Source organism: Pantoea sp. EKM101V (genome assembly GCF_011800325.1).
Classification (GTDB): Bacteria; Pseudomonadota; Gammaproteobacteria; order Enterobacterales; family Enterobacteriaceae; genus Pantoea; species Pantoea anthophila.
Map to the genome: position 1 here is coordinate 168,934 of NZ_JAALFP010000009.1, position 22,042 is coordinate 190,975.

The 22,042-nt window shown below is 56.5% G+C and carries 20 protein-coding genes, 1 tRNA gene and 1 riboswitch; of the genes, 11 read left to right on the forward strand and 10 right to left on the reverse strand.

All coding sequences use genetic code 11. From position 1 onward, the window contains the following. Nucleotides 1-90: 90 nt before the first annotated feature. Together HFD92_RS15435 and HFD92_RS15440 are read left to right on the forward strand one after the other, a co-directional pair. Complete coding sequence (locus HFD92_RS15435; protein WP_111208167.1) at nt 91-762, forward strand: DUF1190 family protein; 672 nt, start codon at nt 91-93, stop codon at nt 760-762. A 6-nt stretch (nt 763-768) separates the two neighbouring features. After that, the gene (locus HFD92_RS15440) at nt 769-1,929 is read left to right on the forward strand and encodes a glutathionylspermidine synthase family protein (protein WP_046102560.1); all 1,161 of its coding nucleotides are present in this window, start codon (nt 769-771) and stop codon (nt 1,927-1,929) included. A 51-nt stretch (nt 1,930-1,980) separates the two neighbouring features. Here HFD92_RS15440 and ygiD read toward each other — a convergent pair whose 3' ends face one another. After that, nucleotides 1,981-2,766, reverse strand: a complete 786-nt coding sequence (gene ygiD, locus HFD92_RS15445; RefSeq protein WP_009087292.1) for a 4,5-DOPA dioxygenase extradiol — start codon at nt 2,764-2,766, stop codon at nt 1,981-1,983. Between the two features lie 156 nt (nt 2,767-2,922). Next, nucleotides 2,923-3,579 (reverse strand): 3,4-dihydroxy-2-butanone-4-phosphate synthase, encoded by a 657-nt coding sequence (gene ribB / locus HFD92_RS15450; RefSeq protein ID WP_167429211.1) that lies wholly within the window; start codon nt 3,577-3,579, stop codon nt 2,923-2,925. A 110-nt stretch (nt 3,580-3,689) separates the two neighbouring features. After that, nucleotides 3,690-3,847: riboswitch (FMN riboswitch) on the reverse strand. 170 nt (nt 3,848-4,017) lie between these two features. On the opposite strand from ribB, the gene HFD92_RS15455 reads away from it, so the two are divergent. Next, the gene (locus HFD92_RS15455; protein WP_167429212.1) at nt 4,018-4,413 is read left to right on the forward strand and encodes an accessory factor UbiK family protein; all 396 of its coding nucleotides are present in this window, start codon (nt 4,018-4,020) and stop codon (nt 4,411-4,413) included. A gap of 39 nt (nt 4,414-4,452) precedes the next feature. On the opposite strand, the gene hldE is transcribed toward HFD92_RS15455, so the two are convergent. The 3 genes from hldE to HFD92_RS15470 all read right to left on the reverse strand — a co-directional run bounded on the left by hldE (nt 4,453) and on the right by HFD92_RS15470 (nt 10,144). Then, the gene (gene hldE / locus HFD92_RS15460) at nt 4,453-5,877 is read right to left on the reverse strand and encodes a bifunctional D-glycero-beta-D-manno-heptose-7-phosphate kinase/D-glycero-beta-D-manno-heptose 1-phosphate adenylyltransferase HldE (RefSeq protein ID WP_009087295.1); all 1,425 of its coding nucleotides are present in this window, start codon (nt 5,875-5,877) and stop codon (nt 4,453-4,455) included. Nucleotides 5,878-5,947: 70 nt separating this feature from the next. Continuing rightward, nucleotides 5,948-8,800 (reverse strand): bifunctional [glutamate--ammonia ligase]-adenylyl-L-tyrosine phosphorylase/[glutamate--ammonia-ligase] adenylyltransferase, encoded by a 2,853-nt coding sequence (glnE, locus tag HFD92_RS15465; RefSeq protein ID WP_167429213.1) that lies wholly within the window; start codon nt 8,798-8,800, stop codon nt 5,948-5,950. Nucleotides 8,801-8,833: 33 nt separating this feature from the next. Continuing rightward, nucleotides 8,834-10,144, reverse strand: coding sequence for an inorganic triphosphatase (locus tag HFD92_RS15470; RefSeq protein WP_167429214.1), 1,311 nt, complete (start codon nt 10,142-10,144; stop codon nt 8,834-8,836). Nucleotides 10,145-10,414: 270 nt separating this feature from the next. Here HFD92_RS15470 and HFD92_RS15475 point away from each other — a divergent pair, with 270 nt between their 5' ends. Next, entirely contained in the window at nt 10,415-11,035 is a 621-nt protein-coding gene (locus tag HFD92_RS15475; protein ID WP_009087298.1) for a TIGR04211 family SH3 domain-containing protein, read from the forward strand. A 158-nt stretch (nt 11,036-11,193) separates the two neighbouring features. Further along, complete coding sequence (locus tag HFD92_RS15480; RefSeq protein WP_167429215.1) at nt 11,194-12,426, forward strand: multifunctional CCA addition/repair protein; 1,233 nt, start codon at nt 11,194-11,196, stop codon at nt 12,424-12,426. Nucleotides 12,427-12,441: 15 nt separating this feature from the next. Here the strand turns inward: HFD92_RS15480 and bacA are convergent, their stop codons facing one another. Both bacA and folB read right to left on the reverse strand, forming a co-directional pair. Beyond that, nucleotides 12,442-13,260 carry an undecaprenyl-diphosphate phosphatase gene (bacA, locus tag HFD92_RS15485; RefSeq protein ID WP_009087300.1) on the reverse strand — a complete coding sequence of 273 codons (819 nt, stop codon included), beginning with the start codon at nt 13,258-13,260 and terminating at the stop codon, nt 12,442-12,444. 191 nt (nt 13,261-13,451) lie between these two features. Next, on the reverse strand, nt 13,452-13,811 hold the full coding sequence (folB, locus tag HFD92_RS15490) for a bifunctional dihydroneopterin aldolase/7,8-dihydroneopterin epimerase (RefSeq protein ID WP_167429216.1): 360 nt from the start codon (nt 13,809-13,811) through the stop codon (nt 13,452-13,454). A gap of 108 nt (nt 13,812-13,919) precedes the next feature. On the opposite strand from folB, the gene plsY reads away from it, so the two are divergent. Next, complete coding sequence (gene plsY / locus HFD92_RS15495; RefSeq protein WP_111208132.1) at nt 13,920-14,525, forward strand: glycerol-3-phosphate 1-O-acyltransferase PlsY; 606 nt, start codon at nt 13,920-13,922, stop codon at nt 14,523-14,525. A 30-nt stretch (nt 14,526-14,555) separates the two neighbouring features. Here plsY and tsaD read toward each other — a convergent pair whose 3' ends face one another. Continuing rightward, the gene (tsaD, locus tag HFD92_RS15500; protein WP_046102564.1) at nt 14,556-15,569 is read right to left on the reverse strand and encodes a tRNA (adenosine(37)-N6)-threonylcarbamoyltransferase complex transferase subunit TsaD; all 1,014 of its coding nucleotides are present in this window, start codon (nt 15,567-15,569) and stop codon (nt 14,556-14,558) included. Nucleotides 15,570-15,846: 277 nt separating this feature from the next. On the opposite strand from tsaD, the gene rpsU reads away from it, so the two are divergent. The 3 genes from rpsU (at nt 15,847) to rpoD (ending at nt 19,999) form a co-directional block, all read left to right on the forward strand. Then, the gene (gene rpsU / locus HFD92_RS15505; protein WP_001144069.1) at nt 15,847-16,062 is read left to right on the forward strand and encodes a 30S ribosomal protein S21; all 216 of its coding nucleotides are present in this window, start codon (nt 15,847-15,849) and stop codon (nt 16,060-16,062) included. A 118-nt stretch (nt 16,063-16,180) separates the two neighbouring features. Then, the gene (gene dnaG / locus HFD92_RS15510) at nt 16,181-17,926 is read left to right on the forward strand and encodes a DNA primase (RefSeq protein ID WP_009087304.1); all 1,746 of its coding nucleotides are present in this window, start codon (nt 16,181-16,183) and stop codon (nt 17,924-17,926) included. 231 nt (nt 17,927-18,157) lie between these two features. Then, nucleotides 18,158-19,999 carry an RNA polymerase sigma factor RpoD gene (rpoD, locus tag HFD92_RS15515; RefSeq protein ID WP_009087305.1) on the forward strand — a complete coding sequence of 614 codons (1,842 nt, stop codon included), beginning with the start codon at nt 18,158-18,160 and terminating at the stop codon, nt 19,997-19,999. Between the two features lie 41 nt (nt 20,000-20,040). On the opposite strand, the gene mug is transcribed toward rpoD, so the two are convergent. Then, complete coding sequence (gene mug / locus HFD92_RS15520) at nt 20,041-20,571, reverse strand: G/U mismatch-specific DNA glycosylase (protein WP_167429217.1); 531 nt, start codon at nt 20,569-20,571, stop codon at nt 20,041-20,043. A 374-nt stretch (nt 20,572-20,945) separates the two neighbouring features. Between mug and HFD92_RS15525 the strand changes: the two genes are divergently transcribed. Both HFD92_RS15525 and HFD92_RS15530 read left to right on the forward strand, forming a co-directional pair. After that, nucleotides 20,946-21,021, forward strand: a tRNA-Ile gene (locus HFD92_RS15525). A gap of 413 nt (nt 21,022-21,434) precedes the next feature. Next, the gene (locus tag HFD92_RS15530; protein ID WP_167429218.1) at nt 21,435-21,698 is read left to right on the forward strand and encodes a hypothetical protein; all 264 of its coding nucleotides are present in this window, start codon (nt 21,435-21,437) and stop codon (nt 21,696-21,698) included. A 100-nt stretch (nt 21,699-21,798) separates the two neighbouring features. Here HFD92_RS15530 and HFD92_RS15535 read toward each other — a convergent pair whose 3' ends face one another. Continuing rightward, nucleotides 21,799-22,017 carry an ogr/Delta-like zinc finger family protein gene (locus HFD92_RS15535; protein WP_167429229.1) on the reverse strand — a complete coding sequence of 73 codons (219 nt, stop codon included), beginning with the start codon at nt 22,015-22,017 and terminating at the stop codon, nt 21,799-21,801. Between the last annotated feature and the right edge of the window lie 25 nt (nt 22,018-22,042).

Genomic DNA, 22,042 nt, shown 5'->3' on the forward strand with positions numbered 1-22,042 from the left:
TAAAGATCCCTGCGGCATCAGGCCTTCAGCTTCAATTTTACCCCCCCATCCCCTATTCTATGCGCTACCTTTGGGCACAGGATAATCATAATGAAACGCACAAAATCTATTCGCTATGCCGCTTTTCGCAAGAGCTGGCAGGCGCGCCATTTAACGCCTGTTGCTATCGCGGTTTCAGCGGTATTTATGCTGGCAGGCTGCGAGCAGAACGATGAAACGGTTTCGATGTATCAGAACGCCGATGACTGCTCTAAAGCCAATCCGGGTCAGAGTGCGCAATGTACCACCGCCTTCAATGAAGCCAAAAAAGAGGCGGAGCGCACCGCGCCAAAATATGCCACACGTGAAGATTGTGTCGCTGAATTTGGTGAAAACCAGTGTCAGCAGACCCCGGCTCAGGCGGGTGCCGGCACCACCAATGCTGAAGCCCAGCAGAATGGCGGCAGTTTCTGGATGCCGCTGATGGCCGGTTACATGATGGGTCGCATGATGGGCGGTGGCGCAGGCTTTGCACAGCAGCCACTCTTCTCGTCGAAAAACCCGCGCAGTCCGGCAAATGGCCAGTTTGTGGATGCTTCCGGCCGTAATTATGGTGCCGCGACCTCCGGCAAAACCATGAACGTGCCGAAAACGGCGCTGGCCCCTAAACCGGCCACGACCTCCACCATTACCCGTGGTGGCTTCGGTGAAACCGTGGCGAAGCAGAACAGCATGCAGCGCAGCAGCGCCAGCGGTACCTCCAGCCGCTCAATGGGAGGCTAATCCCCGATGGAACGCATTGCCATTTCAGAACGTCCGGGCTGGCGCGAAAAAGCCACCGAGTTCGGTTTTCGTTTTCACACCATGCATGGCGAGCCCTACTGGTGCGAAGAGGCGTACTACCAGTTCACGCTGGCGCAAATCGATCATCTGGAAGAGGTCACGGCTGAGCTGCACCAGATGTGTCTGCAGGTGGTGGAAAAAGTGGTCAACAGTGAAGCCCTGCTGACCCGCTTCCGCATTCCCCGGCACACCTGGGATTTTGTGCGGGATTCGTGGCGTCAGCGTCAGCCCTCGCTCTATTCGCGTCTCGATCTCGCCTGGGATGGCAAAGGCGACATCAAGCTGCTGGAGAACAATGCCGATACGCCGACCTCGCTGTATGAAGCGGCCTTTTTCCAGTGGCTCTGGCTGGAAGACCAGCTTAATGCCGGACAGCTCCCGGCTGGCAGCGATCAGTTCAACAGCCTGCAGGAAAAACTGATCGAGCGCTTTGCCACCCTGCATCAGCAGCATGGGTTTAACCTGCTGCATTTCGCCTGCTGCCGTGACACCGAAGAAGATCGCGGCACGGTGCAGTATCTTCAGGACTGCGCGACCGAAGCGGGTCTGCCGGTTGAATTTCTCTACATTGATGAAATTGGCCTGGGAGAAAAAGGCGAGTTTACCGATGCTCAGGATCAGGTGATCAGCAACCTGTTTAAGCTCTATCCGTGGGAATTCATGCTGCGTGAGATGTTCTCCACCAAGCTGGCTGATGCTGGCGTGCGCTGGCTCGAACCGGCCTGGAAGAGCATTCTGTCGAACAAAGCCCTGCTGCCGATGCTCTGGGAGATGTTCCCGAATCACCCTAATCTGCTGCCCGCCTGGTTCGCGGAAGATGATGTCCCGCCGATGGAAAAGTATGTGGTTAAGCCGCTGTTTTCCCGCGAGGGCGCGAACATCCGCATCATCGAGAAGGGTCAGGAGATCGCCCGCGTCGACGGGCCTTACGGTGAAGAGGGAATGATCGTCCAGCAGTTTCATCCGCTGCCTAAGTTTGGTGACAGCTACACGCTGATCGGCAGCTGGCTGATTGACGATCAACCCGCCGGTATCGGCCTGCGTGAAGATCGCGAGCTGATCACTCAGGATCTTTCGCGTTTCTATCCGCACGCGTTTATCGGTTAACGCAGCGCGACAAGAACAGGCCAGCCTCTGGCCTGTTTTCTCTCAGCAGCCCTAACCTGCCTGAACCGACAACATGCTGATGGCACCCATCTCCATCCCCTCAACCGGAAGGGTGATGGCGTCATCCGGCTGACGCGCACCGAGCACATAGAGCAGCGGCAGATAGTGCTCAGGCGTCGGGTTAGCCAGGGCCGCATCAGGATGCGTCATAAAGTTCACCAGCGGATGGGAAGCGGCATCGCTCTGCACCTCAAGGTTATCGCGGACAAACTGCTCAAAGCGGCTGGCCCAGGGATAGACCTCGTCACCGCCTCCCCAGCGCACCTTACGCAGGTTATGCACCACGTTACCACTGGCGACGATCATCACGCCCTGATCGCGCAGCGCGGCCAGTTTCTGCCCCATCTCAAAGTGAAATGCAGCAGGTTTTGTGCCGTCGATGCTGAGCTGCACCACCGGAATATCGGCCTGCGGGTACATCTTAATCAGCACGCCCCAGGAACCGTGATCGAACCCCCATTCATGATCCAGCGTTACCGCCACCGGTGCCAGCTGCTCCACCAGCTGCTGCGCCAGCTCAGGCGAGCCCGGTGCGGGATAGCGGGTGTCAAACAGCGCCTGCGGAAAGCCGCCAAAATCATGAATGGTTCTGGGGGAAGCCATCGCTGTTACCGCCGTACCGCGCGTATACCAGTGCGCAGAGACCGCCACAATCGCCCGCGGGCGTGGCAGAGTCTCACCTGCATGGCGCCAGGCGGCCGTATAACGGTTCTCTTCAAGGGCATTCATTGGGTTGCCGTGGCCCAAAAACAGCGCTGGCATGCGTAACTGGCTCATTCGTGATCCCCCGGGATCGGTTAGGTGATAGCCACTACGATACGCGCATTCCCGACGTTAGCACGCTGATAAGCGTGATGATGATTATCAGAAAATTTGAATAACTCAGAAAGGAAAACAGGTCACGCATCGTGACCTGTTTTTGACGGTCAGCGATTAGCTGGCGTGACGCGTCTCGTGTTCACGACGCCAGGCAATCAGATCTTCAATGGTCACCACCGGCATGCTGTGCTGACGCGCGAACGCAATCGCCTCAGGCGCATGCGCCATAGTGCCGTCGTCGTTGGTCAGTTCACACAGTACGCCTGCGGGCTTAAAGCCAGCCAGCGTCACTAAATCGATGGTCGCTTCGGTATGACCGCCACGGCTTAAGACGCCACCTTCACGCGCACGCAGCGGGAAGACATGGCCAGGGCGATGCAGATCGGTGGGTTTAGCGTCATCAGCAATCGCCGCACGGATCGTGGTAATACGATCCTGAGCAGAAACGCCGGTGGTGACACCCTCTGCAGCCTCGATGGTCACCGTGAAGCCGGTGCCAAACGAGCTGGTGTTGTTCTCCACCATCATTGGCAGGTCGAGCTGCTGACGACGTTCTTCGGTCAGGCAGAGGCACACGATGCCGCTGCCGTGACGAATGGTCAGAGCCATCTGTTCAACGGTCATGGTTTCTGCGGCGAAGATCATATCGCCTTCGTTTTCACGATTTTCATCGTCGAGCACCATCACACCGCGTCCCTCACGCAGGGCGGCGATAGCACGTTCTACACGCTGTTGAGGCGTGCCAAATTCAGAAAGTAGCGTCTGATTCATGGTAATAAAAACCTTAAAATGTATGGGTTACCAGAATCAGGGCATGCTTAGGAGTGACGTCAAAAAGACGTGGCAATAACGTGATGCAGACACAATTGTCCGACAGGTGTCGTTACCCTCTCCCATCCGGACTGTAACCGTCGGCCCCGGAATTGCACCGGATCTGCTGTCCTTTACCCCGCTTTTCAGTGGAATAAAGCGCTCGCGGGCTTTCAGCCGAGGCTGATTTACCGCCGGTGGGGAATTGCGCCCCGCCCTGAGAATAAGCAAATCAACTATAACGCCGATCGTTTGTAGCGGCAATCATCAATAGCGCAATTGCTTTTGCATTTTCTGCGTTACCGATTTGAGGTTTATCCTTTTCATTTCTGGCATTACACTTAACACTTATTACGTTGGTAAACACGCTGACACAGCTCCCGTAACCAGGAAATCATCATGATCGACACGAAAAAAATTGAACAACTTGCCCGCCAGGTTCACGACGCGATGCCTAAAGGCGTTCGCGAGTTTGGCGATGATGTCGAAAAGAAAATTCGTCAGGTTCTCCAGGCGCAGCTGACCCGGATGGATCTGGTTAACCGTGAAGAGTTTGATGTGCAGACGCAGGTGTTGCTGCGTACGCGTGAGAAAATGGCGGCACTGGAGCAGCGTCTGGCCCAGCTGGAAAGTCAGAGTTCATCAGCAGGTACGCCGCCGACCGCGACCGCACCAGTTGCCCCTGCTGCGCCGGTTACCCCGCCGTCATCTGTAGCGACTTCCCCTGCAGCAGCACCGGTATCAACACCGGCTGCCGATGTCGTGAAACCTGCTGCGGATAACAAACCAGAATAAGCCGTTAAGCGGGAGCACGGCTCCCGCTTAATACCGCTGTCAGCTGCTGCGGATGGTTTTGATGATGTTGGTGGTCGAGATACCGTCTTCGAAGTTCAGCACCTGTACGTCGCCGCCATTTGCCCACACCTCTTTGCTGCCCGCGATATCTTCCGGCTTGTAATCGCCGCCTTTGACCAGCAGGTCAGGCAGAATGCTGGCGATCAGCCGCTGCGGGGTATCCTCTTCAAACAGCACCACCCAGTCGACCGCTTCCAGCGCACCGAGAACAATCATGCGGTTTTCCTGCGGATTGACCGGACGGCTCTCCCCTTTCAGACGTTTGGTTGATGCATCGCTGTTAACCGCGACAATCAGCCGATCGCCGAGTTTGCGGGCGTTCGCCAGGTAAGAGACATGACCGGCATGCAGAATGTCAAACACCCCGTTGGTCATTACCACTTTTTCACCGCGGCGGCGCGCCATCTCAACGGCGGCTTTTAACTGCGCTTCCGTCATGATGCCGAACCCCTGCTCCGGTCGGGCATGAATGGCGTTTTCCAGCTCAACGGTACTGACCGTCGAGGTTCCCAGTTTGCCGACCACGACACCGGCCGCTGCATTGGCGAGGAAACAGGCCTCTTCCAGTGAATCGCCTGCCGCCAGCGCCGCCGCCAGTACGCCAATGACCGTATCGCCGGCACCGGTCACGTCATAGACCTCCTGCGCCTGAGTTGGCAGATGCAGCGGCGCTTTGCCTGGCTGCAGCAACGTCATGCCATTCTCGGAGCGGGTCACCAGCAGCGCAGAGAGATCGAAATCGGCAATCAGCTGCATGCCACGCGAGACAATCTCCTCTTCGCTTTTGCACTTGCCGACCACGGCTTCAAATTCTGAAAGGTTTGGCGTCAGCAGCGTCGCGCCGCGGTAGCGGGCAAAATCGGTGCCTTTCGGGTCGATGAGAACCGGCACACCGGCGTCACGCGCCAGAGTAATCATGGTCTGCACGCTTTCCAGCGCGCCTTTGGCGTAATCGGATAGCACCAGCGCACCGGCAGCCACCAGGGATTCACGCATCTTCTGATGAATCGGTTCCGGATCGACCTGATCAAAGCCCTCTTCAAAGTCGAGGCGGATCAGCTGCTGATTGCGGGAAAGCACGCGCAGTTTGGTGATGGTCGGATGGCTTTTAACCGCCACGAAGTCACAGTGTACGTTGACATCTTTCAGCGTGCTGCTTAACACGCGCGCCGCATCATCTTCGCCGGTCAGGCCAATCAGGCGTGACGCGGCACCGAGTGCTGCAATGTTCATCGCCACGTTTGCTGCGCCGCCAGGACGCTCTTCAACCGTGTCCACTTTCACCACCGGCACCGGTGCCTCAGGGGAGATACGGCTGGTTGGGCCATACCAGTAGCGGTCCAACATTACATCGCCGACGACCAGCACTGAGGCTTGACCGAACGCGGGCAGAGTCACTTTCATTCCAGACACTCCAGACTGCATTAAAAATAGTGCGCGGATGATAACACAGTTGCGATTTGTGCTATCAGCATCACGCCAGGATAGACGCAGGCGTTACCAGCCAGCGCTGCCAGCTGCTCAGCACCGTCTGCTGCTCCGCGCCATAGGCCTCTGGCTCCACGTGGCCAGGCAGCTCCTGCAGCGCGCGATGGTGCAGGGCGTCGCGCAGGGTAACGTAAGCCTGCGTCAGCGCCTCCGCTTCATCGGCGGCCATTTTGTGGTACGTCGCCATCAGCTCAAAAATGCGCACATTATCTGACCAGCGGGTGAGTTCAGGCTGCTCAGCGGCGTAGCGTAAGACAAGATATTGCGCGATGAATTCAATATCGGTGATGCCGCCCGCGTCCGTTTTAATATCCCAGCGACCTTTGTGCTTGTTGCTGAGGTGAGTGCGCATCTTTTCACGCATCTCACGCACTTCGGTCTGCAGGGCTTCCGCGCTGCGCGACTGCGAGAGGATCGCCCGGCGAATGGCATTGAAGCGTTCCCCCAGCGCAGCCTCGCCAAATACCACGCGCGCCCGGACCAGTGCCTGATGCTCCCAGGTCCAGGCTTCGTTGCGCTGATAGTCGTCAAAGGCGTCAAAGGTACTGACCAGCATGCCCGCCGCACCGGAAGGACGCAGCCGCGCATCCACTTCATAGAGAATGCCGGAGGCGGTGCGGGTACTGAACAGATGCATGATGCGCTGAGCAAGACGCAGATAGAACTGACGGCCATCGATGCTGCGCTCGCCGTCAGTCACCGCGTCTGCCGGGCAGTCATGCAGGAAGACCAGATCGAGGTCGGAACTGTAACCCAGCTCCCAGCCCCCCAGCTTGCCGTAGCCCAGCACGGCAAAGCCGCGCTCATGTTCGCTGGTCAGGTGCGAGGGGCGGCCGTAGCGCTGCACCATCATCGTCCACGCCTGCCGCACTACGGAGTCGATAATCGCCTCCGCCAGCCAGGTCAGGTGATCGCTCACTTTCATCACCGGCAGCGTGCCCGCGATGTCGGCGGCGGCAATACGCAGATGCTGAGCCTGTTTAAACTGCCGCACAGCTTCCAGCTGCTGCTCTTCATCCTCAGTGGGAATACGCAGCAGATACTGTCGCAGTTCGTCACGATAGGCGTCGGTGGCGGTGGGCTGATAGAGCGTGGCGGGATCGAGCAGCTCATCCAGCAGCAAGGGGTGACGTGCCAGCTGGCTGGCCACCATCGGTGAGGCGGCACACAGCCGGATCAGATGACGCAGCGCGCCATGATATTCGGTGAGCAGCTCCAGATAGGTGCTGCGGGTCAGCACGCCAAGCAGCAGCGGCGTCACACGGCTGAGCGTGACCGCCGCGTCTTCGCGCAGGCAGACTTCGCTCAGCAGCCGCGGCATCAGCTGATCCAGCGCCTGACGGCCACGCGGGCCGATGGTGCGCCGGCTGATGTCCTGACGAAAAGCTTCCAGCGTCTGATGCAGTGACAGCCGCTGATCGTCGCTGAGCTGCGGCACCAGCGGAGCCAGCTCGCTGTCCTCCAGCTGGTCCTGCCACAGAACCTGAAACTCCGCCAGCTCACGCTGGTCGTCGATGTCCGGGGTGTCCTCACCAATCAGCTCGTTAAAGATAGTGCGCACGGCCGCCATCTGACTGTCGAGCTGCGTCATCAGCGTCGCCCAGTCGGCACAATCCATTGCCCATGCCAGCCGGGCGCGATGCAGCGCATCCTCCGGCAGGGTCTGTGTCTGCTCATCGCCCAGGCTCTGCAGCAGATTCTCAAGCCGCCGCAGAAACAGGTAGGCCTCGCGCAGCGCATCGACCTGTTCAGCAGGGAGCAGAGCCAGCGTTTTAATCGCCTCCAGCGTTGGCAGCAGCGCACGCAGCTGAAGTGAGCGCTCACGTCCGCCCCGAATCAGCTGAAACACCTGCACGATAAATTCGGTTTCGCGAATGCCGCCCGCGCCCAGCTTGATGTTGTTTTTCAGTCCGCGTCGCCGCACTTCGCGGCTGATCATCCCTTTCATGTTACGCAGCGACTGGATCACGCTGAAGTCGATATAGCGCCGGTAAACAAAGGGCCGCAGCATCTGCTGCAGCTCAAGGCTCCAGCGATCCTGGTCATCGCCCATCAGCCGCGCCTTGACCATGGCATAGCGCTCCCAGTCGCGCCCCTGCTCCTGGTAGTAATCTTCGAGCGCGGCAAAGCTCATCACCAGCGGGCCGCTGTCGCCAAAGGGGCGCAGCCGCATATCCACCCGATAAACAAAGCCATCCATGGTGGGCTGATCGAGCACTTTGATCAGCCGCTGCCCCATACGGGTAAAGAACTGCGCGTTGTCGAGTTCACGCCGTCCGCCACGCGTGGTGCCGTTTTCTGGCCAGGCAAAAATCAGGTCGATATCAGAGGAGAAATTGAGTTCGCCGCCGCCCAGCTTGCCCATCCCCAGGATCAGCAGCGGCTGTGCCTCGCCATCGGCATTGCAGGGTGTGCCGAAATCATGACAGCAGGCCTGCCAGACCCAGTCACGCGCCCGGCTGATCAGCACTTCCGCTAACACGCTGAGCTGCTGCAGGCTTTGTACGGTCGTCGCCTGTTGCAGCGCCTGCATCCAGGCAACCCGCACCAGCATACGACGACGAAACAGCCGCAGTTCCCGCATCAGGCTCGCTTCACTGTCAACCGTACTTAGCACCTGATTCAGCCACGCGGCATAGTGTTGCCACTCATCAGGCTGCGGCGGCTGATCGCGCATCGCCTGCCACCAGTCGGGATGTTGTTGCAGGTTTTCCAGCACGAAATCACTGAAAGCCAGCCCGGCAGCCTCTTCCGGGCTGAGCGAGGCCAGCGGCACCCCAAGCTGTCGGGCGGCCTCTTCGGCCTGATCGCGTAACAATGCGGGAAGTGCTGACAACATAACGCCCTCCTTGATGGCGTGACCTGAAAGCGGTTAGCGGCCTGTGCCGCTGGTGAGCCAGAATGGCGACTGTTTCATTGCCTGCGAGGCCAGCCAGGCTAAGCCTGACTCCTGCTTTTCATGAATGGCTGACAGCAGCTGCTGCCAGGGTTCCAGCCAGCTGGCGACGGTTTCAGGCGCGTAGGATCCGGCCAGCAGATGAACCGTCAGCAGCTGACGCGCCAGTCGGGTCGCCTTGTCCTGATATTCGTTCGGCTGTTTCACCGTGCTGAAGGTCTCTCTCAGATCGGCATTCACGCGGCTCAGCATGATGTCGCTGAAGCGTTTAAAGGAGCCCTGTAGCTTGGCTTCCCCTTTGGCGTCGATCCACTGACGCCACTGAGATTCCGCCAGCCAGTGCGTCAGAGCCAGCTGGGTCTCAACGGAGAGTGAAGAGAGACAGAAGGCAGCAGCGGCCTGCTCTTCATTCACCAGCGTCTCTTCCAGCGTGGTCAGTTGCTGACGCAGCGCGCTGCTGGCTTTGCGTGGCACCAGCGCACCAAACAGGCTGAACGCCTGGCGCAGCAGATCCAGCGCTTCACGCACCGCATCCTGTGCTGCCGCATTGCCCCGCAGCCAGACCTCTTCATGATACTGCCAGTGGCTGAGGCCCGCCGACATGGCGGCGACCATCCCCTGCTCCACGGTGGCTTTAGTCCCCGCTTTGAGCAGCGGGAACGGCTTGATCAGGCGCGGCGGATTCCCCTGCGCCAGCTGATAACCCCGGGCGGCTTTACTCAGGCTGCCCATCCGCAGTCCCCCCTGCGCTACCAGCTGCTGTGCAAAGGTCAGCAGATCCTGACGTTCGCCACGCTTCAGCTCAAGCTCGACCTCGCACAGCGGTTCGCTGAACTCACCGGCCGACACCTCGCCCTGGTCAAACGCCACTTCAATTTCGCTGTTTCCAGCGGTAATCAGCCAGATCTCGCGCTGGAAATGGGTGGTAAAAAGCGGCTGTAAGCGCGACTGGAGCGCCGCGACATCGGTGCCCTGCGGCCAGATTGTGGCAGGCAGGCGCGCAATATCGAGCACCGGTTCGCTGAGTTCAACGTTGTATTCCGGGCGCTGATGCAGTCCGCCCAGCGTCTGCCCCGCGGCCTTCAGGGTCATCTCATACTGTTTATCGATGCCACGAATGCGTAAGCCCATGTCCCAGCGTCGCAGCTGGTTGTCATCGGTCTCAAAGTAGATGTTGGTCAGTTCACGGGCCGCCTGATGCTGATGCGGCAAAGTGGAGAAGTACTCAGCCAGTTTCCCGGCCGCTTGTGGAGTTGCAATGAACTTTAGTTCGATTTCGATGGTCATAATTTTTTATTCACTACGCCGCTGGCACTTAAGAGGGTTTTTCCTGCATATTTCAGGCGATTATCAGCAGGCTGGTTACGCTGTCGCCTGAGGGCAAGGGGTTATGAGGCGAAGATTAATGCACAGAAGCGGCGCTGTCTCTGCTTTCTTTGCGCTTTGCAGACCTTTTCGCACTCCCATGAGACCAGGATAGTTCTCATTCAGATTTATGCGGGGCCTCTCCAGACTGTGCCGGTAAATTTTTAGTCAGATTAAGCCAAACGAAATCGAATGAAAAAAATCACACTCGCTGGAATCACTTTGCTGGCCCTCAGCACCCTTGCACCTGCCCACGCCGACGAAAAACGCTATGTCTCTGATGAACTCTCGACCTGGGTGCGCAGCGGCCCCGGCGACCAGTTCCGCCTGCTCGGTAAGCTGAACGCCGGGGAAGAGGTGCAGCTGTTACAGACCAACAATGATACTCATTATGGCCAGATCCGCGATTCGGAAGGCCGCACCACCTGGATCCCCCTGTCGCAGCTCAGCGCAAATCCGAGCCTGCGCACCCGGGTGCCGCAGCTTGAGCAGCAGGTCAAAGATCTGACCGCCAAGCTGGATAACATCGACAACAGCTGGAACCAGCGCACCGCCGAGATGCAGAACAAAGTCGCCAGCAGCGACGGTGTCATCAACGGGCTGAAAGACGAAAATCAGAAGCTGAAAAATGAGCTGATCGTCGCGCAGAAGAAAGTCAGCGCCGCCAACGTTCAGCTGGATGACAAGCAGCGTACCATCATCATGCAGTGGTTTATGTATGGCGGCGGCGTGCTGGGCGTCGGCCTGCTGCTGGGTCTGTTACTGCCGCACATGCTGCCGCGCCGCAAGAAAAGCGATCGCTGGATGAACTGACCGCATTCTGCCGGTTTTAAAGGGGGGATCAGACGATCCCCCCTTTGGCATGTCTGCAATCCGGGCAATCTGTGCAACAATAAAACCAGATGCACCGCTGATTTCAGGCGCGGGATGCGCCCGGCGTGCCGATCATTTCTTTTTCTCTGGAGTTTTACGTGAAGACGTTTCTTGTTGGCGGTGCGGTGCGTGATGCGCTGCTGAATCTGCCGGTTACAGACAAAGACTGGGTGGTGACCGGTGCCACACCTGAAGCCATGCTGGAGCAGGGCTATCAGCAGGTCGGTCGCGATTTTCCCGTTTTCCTGCATCCTGTCAGCCGCGAAGAGTATGCGCTGGCACGAACCGAGCGGAAAAACGGGAAAGGCTATACCGGATTTGTGACCTGGTCTGCTCCCGACGTGACGCTGGAGCAGGACTTACAGCGGCGCGATCTGACGATTAACGCTATAGCGCAGGATGAGCATGGCGAGCTGGTCGATCCTTACGACGGCCAGCGCGATATCGCTCAGCGCCTGCTGCGCCATGTCTCTGCGGCTTTCAGTGAAGACCCGCTGCGGGTTTTGCGGGTCGCGCGCTTTGCGGCGCGCTTTGCTCACCTCAACTTTCGTATCGCCCCTGAAACCCGGCAGCTGATGCAGCAGATGGCAGAGAGCGGAGAGCTGGCAAATCTTACGGCTGAGCGGGTGTGGAAGGAGACGGAAAAAGCACTGAGCACCCGTAATCCGCAGGTCTATTTTCAGGTACTGCGCGACTGCGGTGCGCTGAAGGTGCTTTTCCCCGAACTGGACAATCTGTTTGGCATCCCGGCCCCTGCGAAGTGGCACCCGGAGATCGACACCGGCGTCCACACGCTGATGACGCTGGCGATGGCTGCCGCGCTCTCCGGAGAGATCGAGGTGCGCTTCGCCACGCTGTTCCATGACGTCGGTAAGGCACTGACGCCGCCTGAGCGTTGGCCCAGCCATCATGGTCATGGTCTGGCGGGTGTGCCGCTGGTTGAGGCGCTGTGTCAGCGGCTACGGGTGCCCAACGCGATTCGCGATCTGGCCCTGATCGTGACCGAATTTCACGACGTGGTGCACACCATTGAGCGGCAATCCGCGGCGTCGCTGGTGGCGCTGTTCGACCGGATTGATGCCTGGCGTAAGCCGCAGCGCGTCGAACAGATGGCGCTGACCAGTGAAGCGGATGCACGCGGGCGTGCCGGGCTGGAGAGTATGGCCTATCCGCAGGGTGACTATCTGCGTCGCGCTTTTGCGCTGGCCCAGGCGGTTCCCACTAAAGCCGTGATCGAGGCGGGATTTAAAGGTGCGGAAGTGCGGGAGGAGTTAACGCGACGACGGGTTGACGCCGTCGCGCAGGGTCTGGCGATCGGGCAGACTGACTAGCAGTCTGCCTGCGGTTTACATGAAGACCATGTAGACCGCTGCCGCGACGATAAAGCGGTAGATGGCGAACGAGACAAAAGAGATGCGTTTGATCAGCTCAAGGAAGGCTTTAATCGCAATCAGCGCCACGATAAATGCCGTCACAAAGCCCACCGCGAACATCGGGAAATCGGCCATCGTCAGGAAGCCGATGCTCTTGTACATATCCAGCACGGTCGCGCCCATCATCATTGGCACGGCCAGGATGAAGGAGAACTCCGACGCGGCATAACGGCTCACGCCCATCAGCATCCCGCCAGAGATAGTGGCTCCGGAACGGGAGAAGCCAGGCCACAGTGCCAGGCACTGGAAGCAGCCAATCATAAACGCCTGACGATAGGTAATATCATCGACGCCCACGGCTTTCGGCTGTTTTGGCTTCAGGAACTCGGCGGCCAGCAGCAGCACACCCCCGACCACCAGCGCGTACATCACGTTGATCGGATTAAACAGCGTTTTAATCTGATCGTGCAGCACCAGACCCACAACGACTGCCGGCACCATGCCCAGCAGAATATGGATCAGCGACAGACGACCGCTGCCGACACCCTCATGTTTCACTTCGCCAAAGTGGATGCCGATCAGCCCGAACAGACGGCGCCAGAACATCACCACTACGGCCAGAATCGATCCTAACTGGATCACAACTTCAAAGGTCTCGGCTTTTTCACCCTCAAAGCCCAGCAGGTGACCCACTATAATCATGTGCCCTGTGGAAGAGACCGGTAAAAATTCGGTCAGCCCTTCCACAACGCCCAGGATTGCAGCTACCCAAAGCTGATGAATATCTGCCATCAAATGTTCCCTCTATCCGTTTCAAAACCATTAAAAAGGCGGTAGCGCGCTGCTATCGCCTGAAATCATGCCGCTGTTAGCCTGAAGTAAACCTTAAGGTCTAAACCGATTCGCCTGCTGTAACGCATCGGTACAGGCTATGACAGACAGTAATTTGGTTTGGTTTCATTGTGATGGCAATCACATCGTATTTATTTAGGAATAGTCCCGCGCTCGATTCGCACGCCAACCTGCGCCGCCTGGGCCACCGCGCCCGGTTTGCTGACCTTTATGCGTACGCCAGGCGAATTGAAACGGTTCATCAACAGATCCGCAATTTCTTCAGCAACCCGTTCCACCAGGGCGAAACGGCTGCCGGTCAGATGCGTCAGAATGGCCGAGGAGACATCGGCATAGCTGAGGCAGTCCTTCACATCGTCGCTGCTGGCCGCCAGCCGGTTATCCCAGGCCATTTCGACATTGAGCACCAGCTTCTGCTGTATGCCCTGTTCCCAGTCGTAAACGCCAATGGTGGTGAACACCGTGAGTTGTTCTATAAATACGATATCCATGATAAGACTCTCTGTTTTTGGCTAAGCCGGATACCACTTCCGGCGGATTATGCGTATTATCCACGGTTGAAGAGATCAAAACGACCCTGAAGGGAACGGTACGGTGTTATGAGTGCTTTCGCGCTTGGTATGATTATTTTCGCGTATCTTTGCGGTTCGATTTCCAGTGCCATTCTGGTCTGTAAACTCGCTGGCCTGCCCGATCCCCGCACACACGGGTCCGGCAATCCGGGGGCGACCAACGTGCTGCGCCTGGGCGGTAAAGCCGCAGCCGCCACCGTATTAGTGTTTGATGTGCTGAAAGGGATGGTGCCGGTCTGGCTGGCCTGGCTGATGCACGTTCCCCCGCTTTATCTTGGCCTCACCGCGATTGCCGCCTGCCTGGGTCATATCTATCCGGTGTTCTTTCGCTTTCGCGGCGGAAAAGGGGTGGCGACGGCATTCGGTGCCATCGCGCCCATTGGCTGGGACCTGACCGGCCTGGTCACCGGCACCTGGCTGTTAACGGTTCTACTCAGCGGCTACTCGTCACTGGGCGCTATCGTCAGCGCGCTGATCGCGCCGTTTTACGTCTGGTGGTTCAAACCGCAGTTCACCTTCCCGGTTTCCATGCTCTCCTGTCTGATCCTGCTGCGTCACCACGATAATATTCAGCGGCTGTGGCGGGGACAGGAAGGCAAGATCTGGAAGCGCAAAAAGAAATCTCAGCCATAAAAAAAAGCCGGCAAGCCGGCTTTTTTCACATCAGATGGCGGGCAGTTCCGCCAGCGGCCAGCGCGGTCGCACGCTGACGCCTAACCCACCGCGCGTTCCTCCTTTCAGTCGCACCATGCCCGCATACGCGATCATCGCACCATTGTCGGTACAGAACTCAGGACGGGCGTAGAAGACTTCACCGCCGCGCTTTTGCATCATGACCGCCATCTGCTCGCGCAGCGTCCGGTTGGCGCTGACGCCGCCCGCAATCACCAGACGCTTAAAGCCGGTCTCATCCAGTGCGCGCTTACATTTGATCGCCAGCGTGTCCACCACCGCATCCTCGAAGGCGCGGGCGATGTCGGCTCGGGTCTGATCGTCATCCGCATTAGCGCGAATGGTGTTCGCGGCAAAGGTCTTCAGCCCGGAGAAGCTGAAATCCAGCCCCGGACGATCGGTCATCGGACGCGGGAAGGTGAACCGCCCCGCCGTGCCCTGCTGCGCCATTTTGGAGAGCATCGGCCCACCCGGGTAGTCGAGACCTAGCAGCTTCGCCGTTTTATCAAAGGCTTCACCTGCCGCATCATCAATCGACTCACCCAGCAGGAGATATTCCCCGATGCCGGTGACGCTGATCAGCTGAGTATGTCCGCCCGACACCAGCAGCGCGACAAACGGAAATGCCGGTGGATTCTCTTCCAGCATCGGAGCCAGCAGATGACCTTCCATATGGTGGACCGGCACCGCCGGCACTTTCCAGGCAAACGCCAGTGCGCGACCAATCGTCGCCCCGACCAGCAGCGCACCGACCAGTCCTGGCCCGGCGGTGTAGGCCACCGCGTCGATCTGCTGTGGTGCCAGACCGGCTTCCTTCAGCGCCGCCTGAATCAGCGGCACGGTCTTACGCACGTGATCGCGTGAGGCCAGTTCCGGCACCACACCGCCATAATCTGCGTGCACTTTAACCTGGCTGTAGAGCTGGTTAGCCAGTAATCCGGCCTCGTCATCATAGATTGCGATGCCGGTTTCATCGCACGACGTTTCAATACCCAGAATTCGCATTGCATCACCTCATTCTTGCGGCGCGCAGTTTATCACAGCAATGGGAGATGCAGCGCGGCCATCCCGCGTAAAAAGTCATTTTCTGTCGGCTAAAGAGTGCGCTATACTCCCGCCCCTGGAAAAACCGGCAGCCGCACAGGCAAACGCTCCTGTTGGTTTCAAATTGTCCATGGTGCTTTACAAACCAACCTGGGTTGGAGTAAAATGCTGCACCATTTTGAAATGTGCTGGCGCCGCAGTCAGCAGCAAAACCGAATTTTATCGAGGTGAGAGTTACATGCCGGTAATTAAAGTACGTGAAAACGAGCCATTTGACGTAGCACTGCGTCGCTTCAAACGTTCTTGCGAGAAAGCAGGCGTTCTGGCTGAAGTTCGTCGTCGTGAGTTCTATGAAAAACCGACTACCGAACGTAAGCGCGCTAAAGCGTCAGCAGTTAAGCGTCACGCCAAGAAACTGGCTCGCGAAAACGCACGCCGCACTCGTCTGTACTAAGTCGTTCCGGAGGTTCGCCTCCACCGCGTGATTCACGCAGACAGAGTCAAGTAAAAGGCCGTGCTTTCCGAAAGGAAGCGCGGCTTGTTGCCGTTTATGAGCTGAAAAACCGGGGCGTATGGCTGGACGAATTCCACGCGTATTTATCAACGATTTACTTGCCCGCACGGATATCGTGGATCTTATCGATGCCCGCGTTAAGCTGAAAAAGCAGGGTAAGAATTTCCACGCGTGCTGTCCTTTCCACAATGAAAAAACCCCCTCTTTCACCGTAAACGGCGAAAAACAGTTTTATCACTGTTTCGGCTGTGGCGCACACGGCAATGCCATCGACTTTTTAATGAACTTTGATCGTCTGGAGTTTGTTGAGAGTATCGAAGAGTTAGCCACCGCCCACGGTTTAGACGTGCCTTATGAAGCAGGCAGCGGGCCCAGCCAGATGGAACGCCATCAGCGCCAGAGCCTGTATCAGCTGATGGAGAGCCTGAACGGTTTTTATCAGCAGAGCCTGCAGCAGTCCAGCGCGCAGCCAGCCCGCGACTATCTCGATCGTCGTGGTCTCAGCGCCGAAATCATCGATCACTTTGCGATAGGGTATGCCCCCGCCGGCTGGGACAACGTTCTCAAGCGTTTTGGCAAGCAATCCGAAGACCGCGAGTCACTGATGGAAGCGGGCATGCTGGTCAGCAATGACAAAGGCCGTACCTATGACCGGTTTCGCGACCGCGTCATGTTTCCGATTCGCGATAAGCGTGGCCGCGTCATCGGTTTTGGCGGACGTGTCCTGAGTAACGAAACGCCGAAATACCTGAACTCGCCGGAAACACCGATTTTCCATAAAGGCCGCCAGCTCTATGGCCTGTATGAAGCAGTAAAAAATCATCCTGAACCCGCCCGCCTGTTAGTGGTCGAGGGATACATGGACGTGGTTGCGCTGGCGCAGTATGGCATCGATTATGCTGTTGCGTCGCTGGGCACCTCCACCACGGCTGAACACATTCAGTTGCTGTTCCGCAGTACCGACACCGTGATCTGCTGTTACGACGGCGACCGGGCCGGACGTGAAGCAGCATGGCGTGCGCTTGAGACCGCATTGCCTTACATGAATGATGGTCGTCAGCTACGCTTTATGTTTTTACCCGATGGCGAAGATCCGGATACGCTGGTCCGCAAAGAGGGTAAAGCCGCTTTCGAGGCGAGGATGGAGCAGGCAATGCCGCTCTCTTCGTTTCTGTTTGATAGCCTGCTGCCGCAGGTGGATCTGAGCTCACGCGACGGTAAAGCGCGCCTCAGCACGCTGGCTTTACCGCTGATTACGCAGATCCCTGGTGAGACCTTACGTATTTATATGCGTCAGGAGCTGGGGAATAAACTGGGTATTCTCGATGACAATCAGCTTGAAAAGCTGATGCCAAAGCTGGCCACAAGCGGAACGGCGCCGGTTGCCCCGCCGCTTAAGCGTACCACCATGCGCGTGCTGATTGCGTTACTGATACAGAACCCGCAGCTGGCGTCGATGGTGCCTTCGCTTGACGGGCTGTCTGAGTCAAAAATGCCGGGTTTACCGCTGTTTATTGAATTAGTCGGTCGCTGTAATGAGAATCCTGGATTGACCACCGGACAGCTACTAGAGTTATATCGCGGAACAAATTTTAGTCAGACGCTTGAAACGCTGGCGATCTGGAACCACATGATAGTAGATGAAGAAGCCGAAGCGGTGTTTCAGGACTCGCTGGCCAGCGTCTACGACTCAGCTCTGGAAGAGCGTCTGGAGTTTCTGATAGCGCGTGAACGCACCCAGGGACTGAGCGCCGATGAGCGCCGTGAGCTCTGGACACTCAGTCAGGCGTTTGCCCGAAAATAATTTAGCACGCTGCCCGTTCTGATGGAGGGCGGCGTGGCTGTTTTAAGGCCGTGGGCGTTAAGCCAGGCCTGTACCACCAACGATTTATACACGCGGCTTAAGTGCCGATTACTGATGGGCAAAGCCCACGCCGCGACGAAGGCAGCGGCAAGAATTAAAGGCCTTCACTGCTATTGTTGGCTCGCTGCCGACCGACACCAATCTAATTAACAGAAGTGTGGATACCGTCTTATGGAGCAAAACCCGCAGTCACAGCTCAAGCTTCTTGTCACCCGTGGTAAGGAGCAAGGCTATCTGACCTATGCTGAGGTCAATGACCATCTGCCGGAAGATATCGTCGACTCCGATCAGATCGAAGACATCATCCAGATGATTAACGACATGGGTATTCAGGTGGTTGAAGAAGCCCCTGATGCCGACGATCTGATGCTGAACGAAAACAGCTCCGATACTGACGAAGATGCCGCGGAAGCTGCCGCTCAGGTGTTATCCAGCGTTGAATCTGAAATCGGGCGTACGACTGACCCGGTTCGCATGTACATGCGTGAAATGGGTACCGTTGAACTGCTGACGCGCGAAGGCGAAATCGACATCGCGAAGCGTATCGAAGACGGTATCAACCAGGTTCAGTGTTCCGTTGCCGAATACCCTGAAGCGATTACTTACCTGCTGGATCAGTACGACAAAGTTGAAGCAGGTGAATCACGCCTTTCCGATCTGATTACCGGTTTCGTCGATCCTAACGCAGAAGAAGATCTGGCCCCAACGGCTACGCACGTGGGCTCCGAGCTGTCTGAAGCCGATCGTAACGACGACGAGGATGAAGACGAAGACGAAGACGACAACTCCGAGGACGATAACTCCATCGATCCGGAACTGGCGCGCGAGAAGTTCTCCGATCTGCGCAAGCAGTATGAAACCACCCGCAGCGTGATCAAAAGCAAAGGTCGCAGCCATGCCGCCGCCGTTGCTGAAATCCAGAACCTCTCTGACGTCTTCAAACAGTTCCGCCTGGTACCGAAGCAGTTCGATTACCTGGTAGGCAGCATGCGCACCATGATGGAACGTGTCCGTACTCAGGAACGTCTGATCATGAAGCTCTGTATCGAGCTGTGCAAAATGCCGAAGAAAAACTTCATCACGCTGTTTACCGGCAACGAAACCAATGAGAGCTGGTTCAAAGCGGCGCTGGCGATGAACAAGCCGTGGTCTGAAAAGCTGCTGGAAGTGCAGGATGACGTTATGCGTTCCCTGCAGAAGCTGGCGCAGGTCGAAGAAGAGACCGGCCTGACCATTGAGCAGGTTAAAGATATCAACCGTCGCATGTCGATCGGTGAAGCCAAAGCGCGTCGCGCCAAGAAAGAGATGGTGGAAGCGAACCTGCGTCTGGTTATTTCGATTGCCAAGAAATACACCAACCGCGGTCTGCAGTTCCTCGACCTGATTCAGGAAGGTAACATCGGCCTGATGAAAGCGGTCGATAAGTTTGAATATCGCCGTGGTTACAAGTTCTCGACCTATGCGACCTGGTGGATCCGTCAGGCGATTACCCGCTCTATCGCGGACCAGGCACGTACCATCCGTATTCCGGTGCATATGATTGAGACCATCAACAAGCTCAACCGTATTTCGCGCCAGATGCTGCAGGAGATGGGTCGCGAGCCGACGCCGGAAGAGCTGGCTGAACGCATGCTGATGCCAGAAGATAAAATTCGCAAAGTGCTGAAAATCGCTAAAGAGCCGATCTCGATGGAGACGCCGATTGGTGATGATGAAGATTCACATCTGGGCGATTTTATCGAAGACACCACGCTGGAGCTGCCGCTGGATTCTGCTACCTCAGAGAGCCTGCGTTCTGCCACCCATGACGTGCTGGCTGGCCTGACCGCGCGTGAAGCGAAAGTGCTGCGCATGCGTTTCGGTATCGATATGAACACCGACCATACGCTGGAAGAAGTGGGCAAACAGTTTGACGTTACGCGTGAGCGTATTCGTCAGATTGAAGCGAAAGCCCTGCGTAAACTGCGCCATCCGAGCCGCTCGGAAGTGCTGCGTAGCTTCCTCGACGATTAAGTCCAACAAAAACCCCGGTTCGCCGGGGTTTTTTTTGCCTGCTATTTATCCGCCCTGCTCTCCCCCGGATGCAGCTCCCGGTAAAGCTGACGATAGGCTTCGACCATCTCCTCCAGTGAGGCGCGATTAAGGCCGCTGGGATTTGGCAGCACCCACACCTGGGTTTTCCCCATAAAGACGGGCTGCTTACCCCATTCCACTTTGCGCTGCTGAAAGGCATGACGAAACGCATCCTTACCCAGGATGGCGAGCGCGGCGGGCTGGTAATTCAGCACCTTTTCCATCAGGCGTCTGCCGCCCTCACGTAGTTCATCCGTGGCAAGCTGGCTCGCCTGCACCGTGGGTCGCTCAACCAGTATGGTGATACCGCAGCCGGTTTCGGTTAAGCGCTGCTCCTCTTCCGGTTTCAGCTGCTCACGGGTGAATCCGGCCTGATGGATGACTTTCCAGAACCGGTTACCGGGATGCGCAAAGTGAAAGCCCTGATGGGCAGTTGACTGGCCGGGGTTAATGCCGCAGAACAGCACATCAAGCCCCGGAGTGATAATGTCGCGGATAGCGTGTTCACCCATGCCTTTCCCGCCCTGCTGTCGCTACGCTGTGGCGTAAGCGCTCTGCTGCTCTGCTTCTCCATAGAACGTCCTGTGCTCTCTGCCACGTAATCTCTGGCTAAGATAGTAGTGATTACGCTCAGTACATTCCAGCCTTCAGGACTCAACGCGTTACGCTATCGACGTGACAGAGGCAGCACACGACTGCTGCAGCCTGATGTCCAGTTTCGCTAAAGGCATGGCGTCGCATTTTCCACGCTGTTTTAAAATTTCGCTAACGCCGTTCGCCAGTTTTGTTATAGAAATCAGCAGGTAAATCGCTGCTGTTTATTTCAGCAACCGATGGCGGAGTGCTGGATCGCCCTGAAGAGATACTTTATAATCCCCGCTCCGCTGGCCCCTTAGCTCAGTGGTTAGAGCAGGCGACTCATAATCGCTTGGTCGCTGGTTCAAGCCCAGCAGGGGCCACCAAATTTAATGATTAAAATCATGCAGTTAAGCCACCTTTAAGGGTGGCTTTTTTGTTTTAAGATTTTACCATTGGCAGCAAAATGGCAGCAGCCATTTATCACTAATCGCTGTTGCAACCAATCATATTGCAAACCAACCTTCACTGATTAAAATTTTTAATGAGCAGTCATTTTTATGCAACATCACTTCTCATAAGCATTTGAATATATTGATAAACTCCATTTTACAAGATGCAAAAACACCGTTGGAAAAGAATTTTCATTTCATAATCCCAGTTAGATCAGCATCTTATTTCATACATTAGCTAAACTTTTATTTTTAACATTTTTAAGCTTGAGTTTTTGATCTCACTCCTACATATACATCCTGTAGTAATTAAGTTTTTATTATTCAGAAAAATGGAGATGCTAATAATGTTCGAACGTGATGCAGATGATGCCCGCGAAGCCACAGAACGCGGTAAAAAAAATATGCGCTTTAAAGATTTGATGGACTCAATCTGGTATGAGTGCAATGACTGCCAAAGATTTGGTAGTTCGAAAGCAAGCTATAAGCTGAGAGATGAAGACATTGCTGAATTTCTCGATGATATTATTGACGCATTACAATCTCGTGATTACAGCGTGAATTTTACGCATCCATACCTGGAAATTTCTTGGGGATCTTCTGAAGAATGATTGAGAGCTGCTGAGTTAACCAAATACCTAAGACTGTGACTCAGCAACCTCCAGAGGATAAGTTCATACCCTTATTGCTTTTGGTCAGATTCGGCAGCAATCATAGCCACAGTGGTTGCTGCTGATTTCTTCCAGGATGCGGCGGCACAGATTTAACGCTACCGGGCTTCATGATGATCTCAGACACGGTCTCATGAGATTTAAACGTGCAGCTGCAATTGATGTTCTGGCACTGGTTGTATCTTTCTTTAGTTGTTGCTGATACCTGAAAGCTGCTGCGAGTATGTGCGGCATTCCCGCATAAAGGGCAATTCATCATCACGTCGTCTCCAAAACCCAATTGA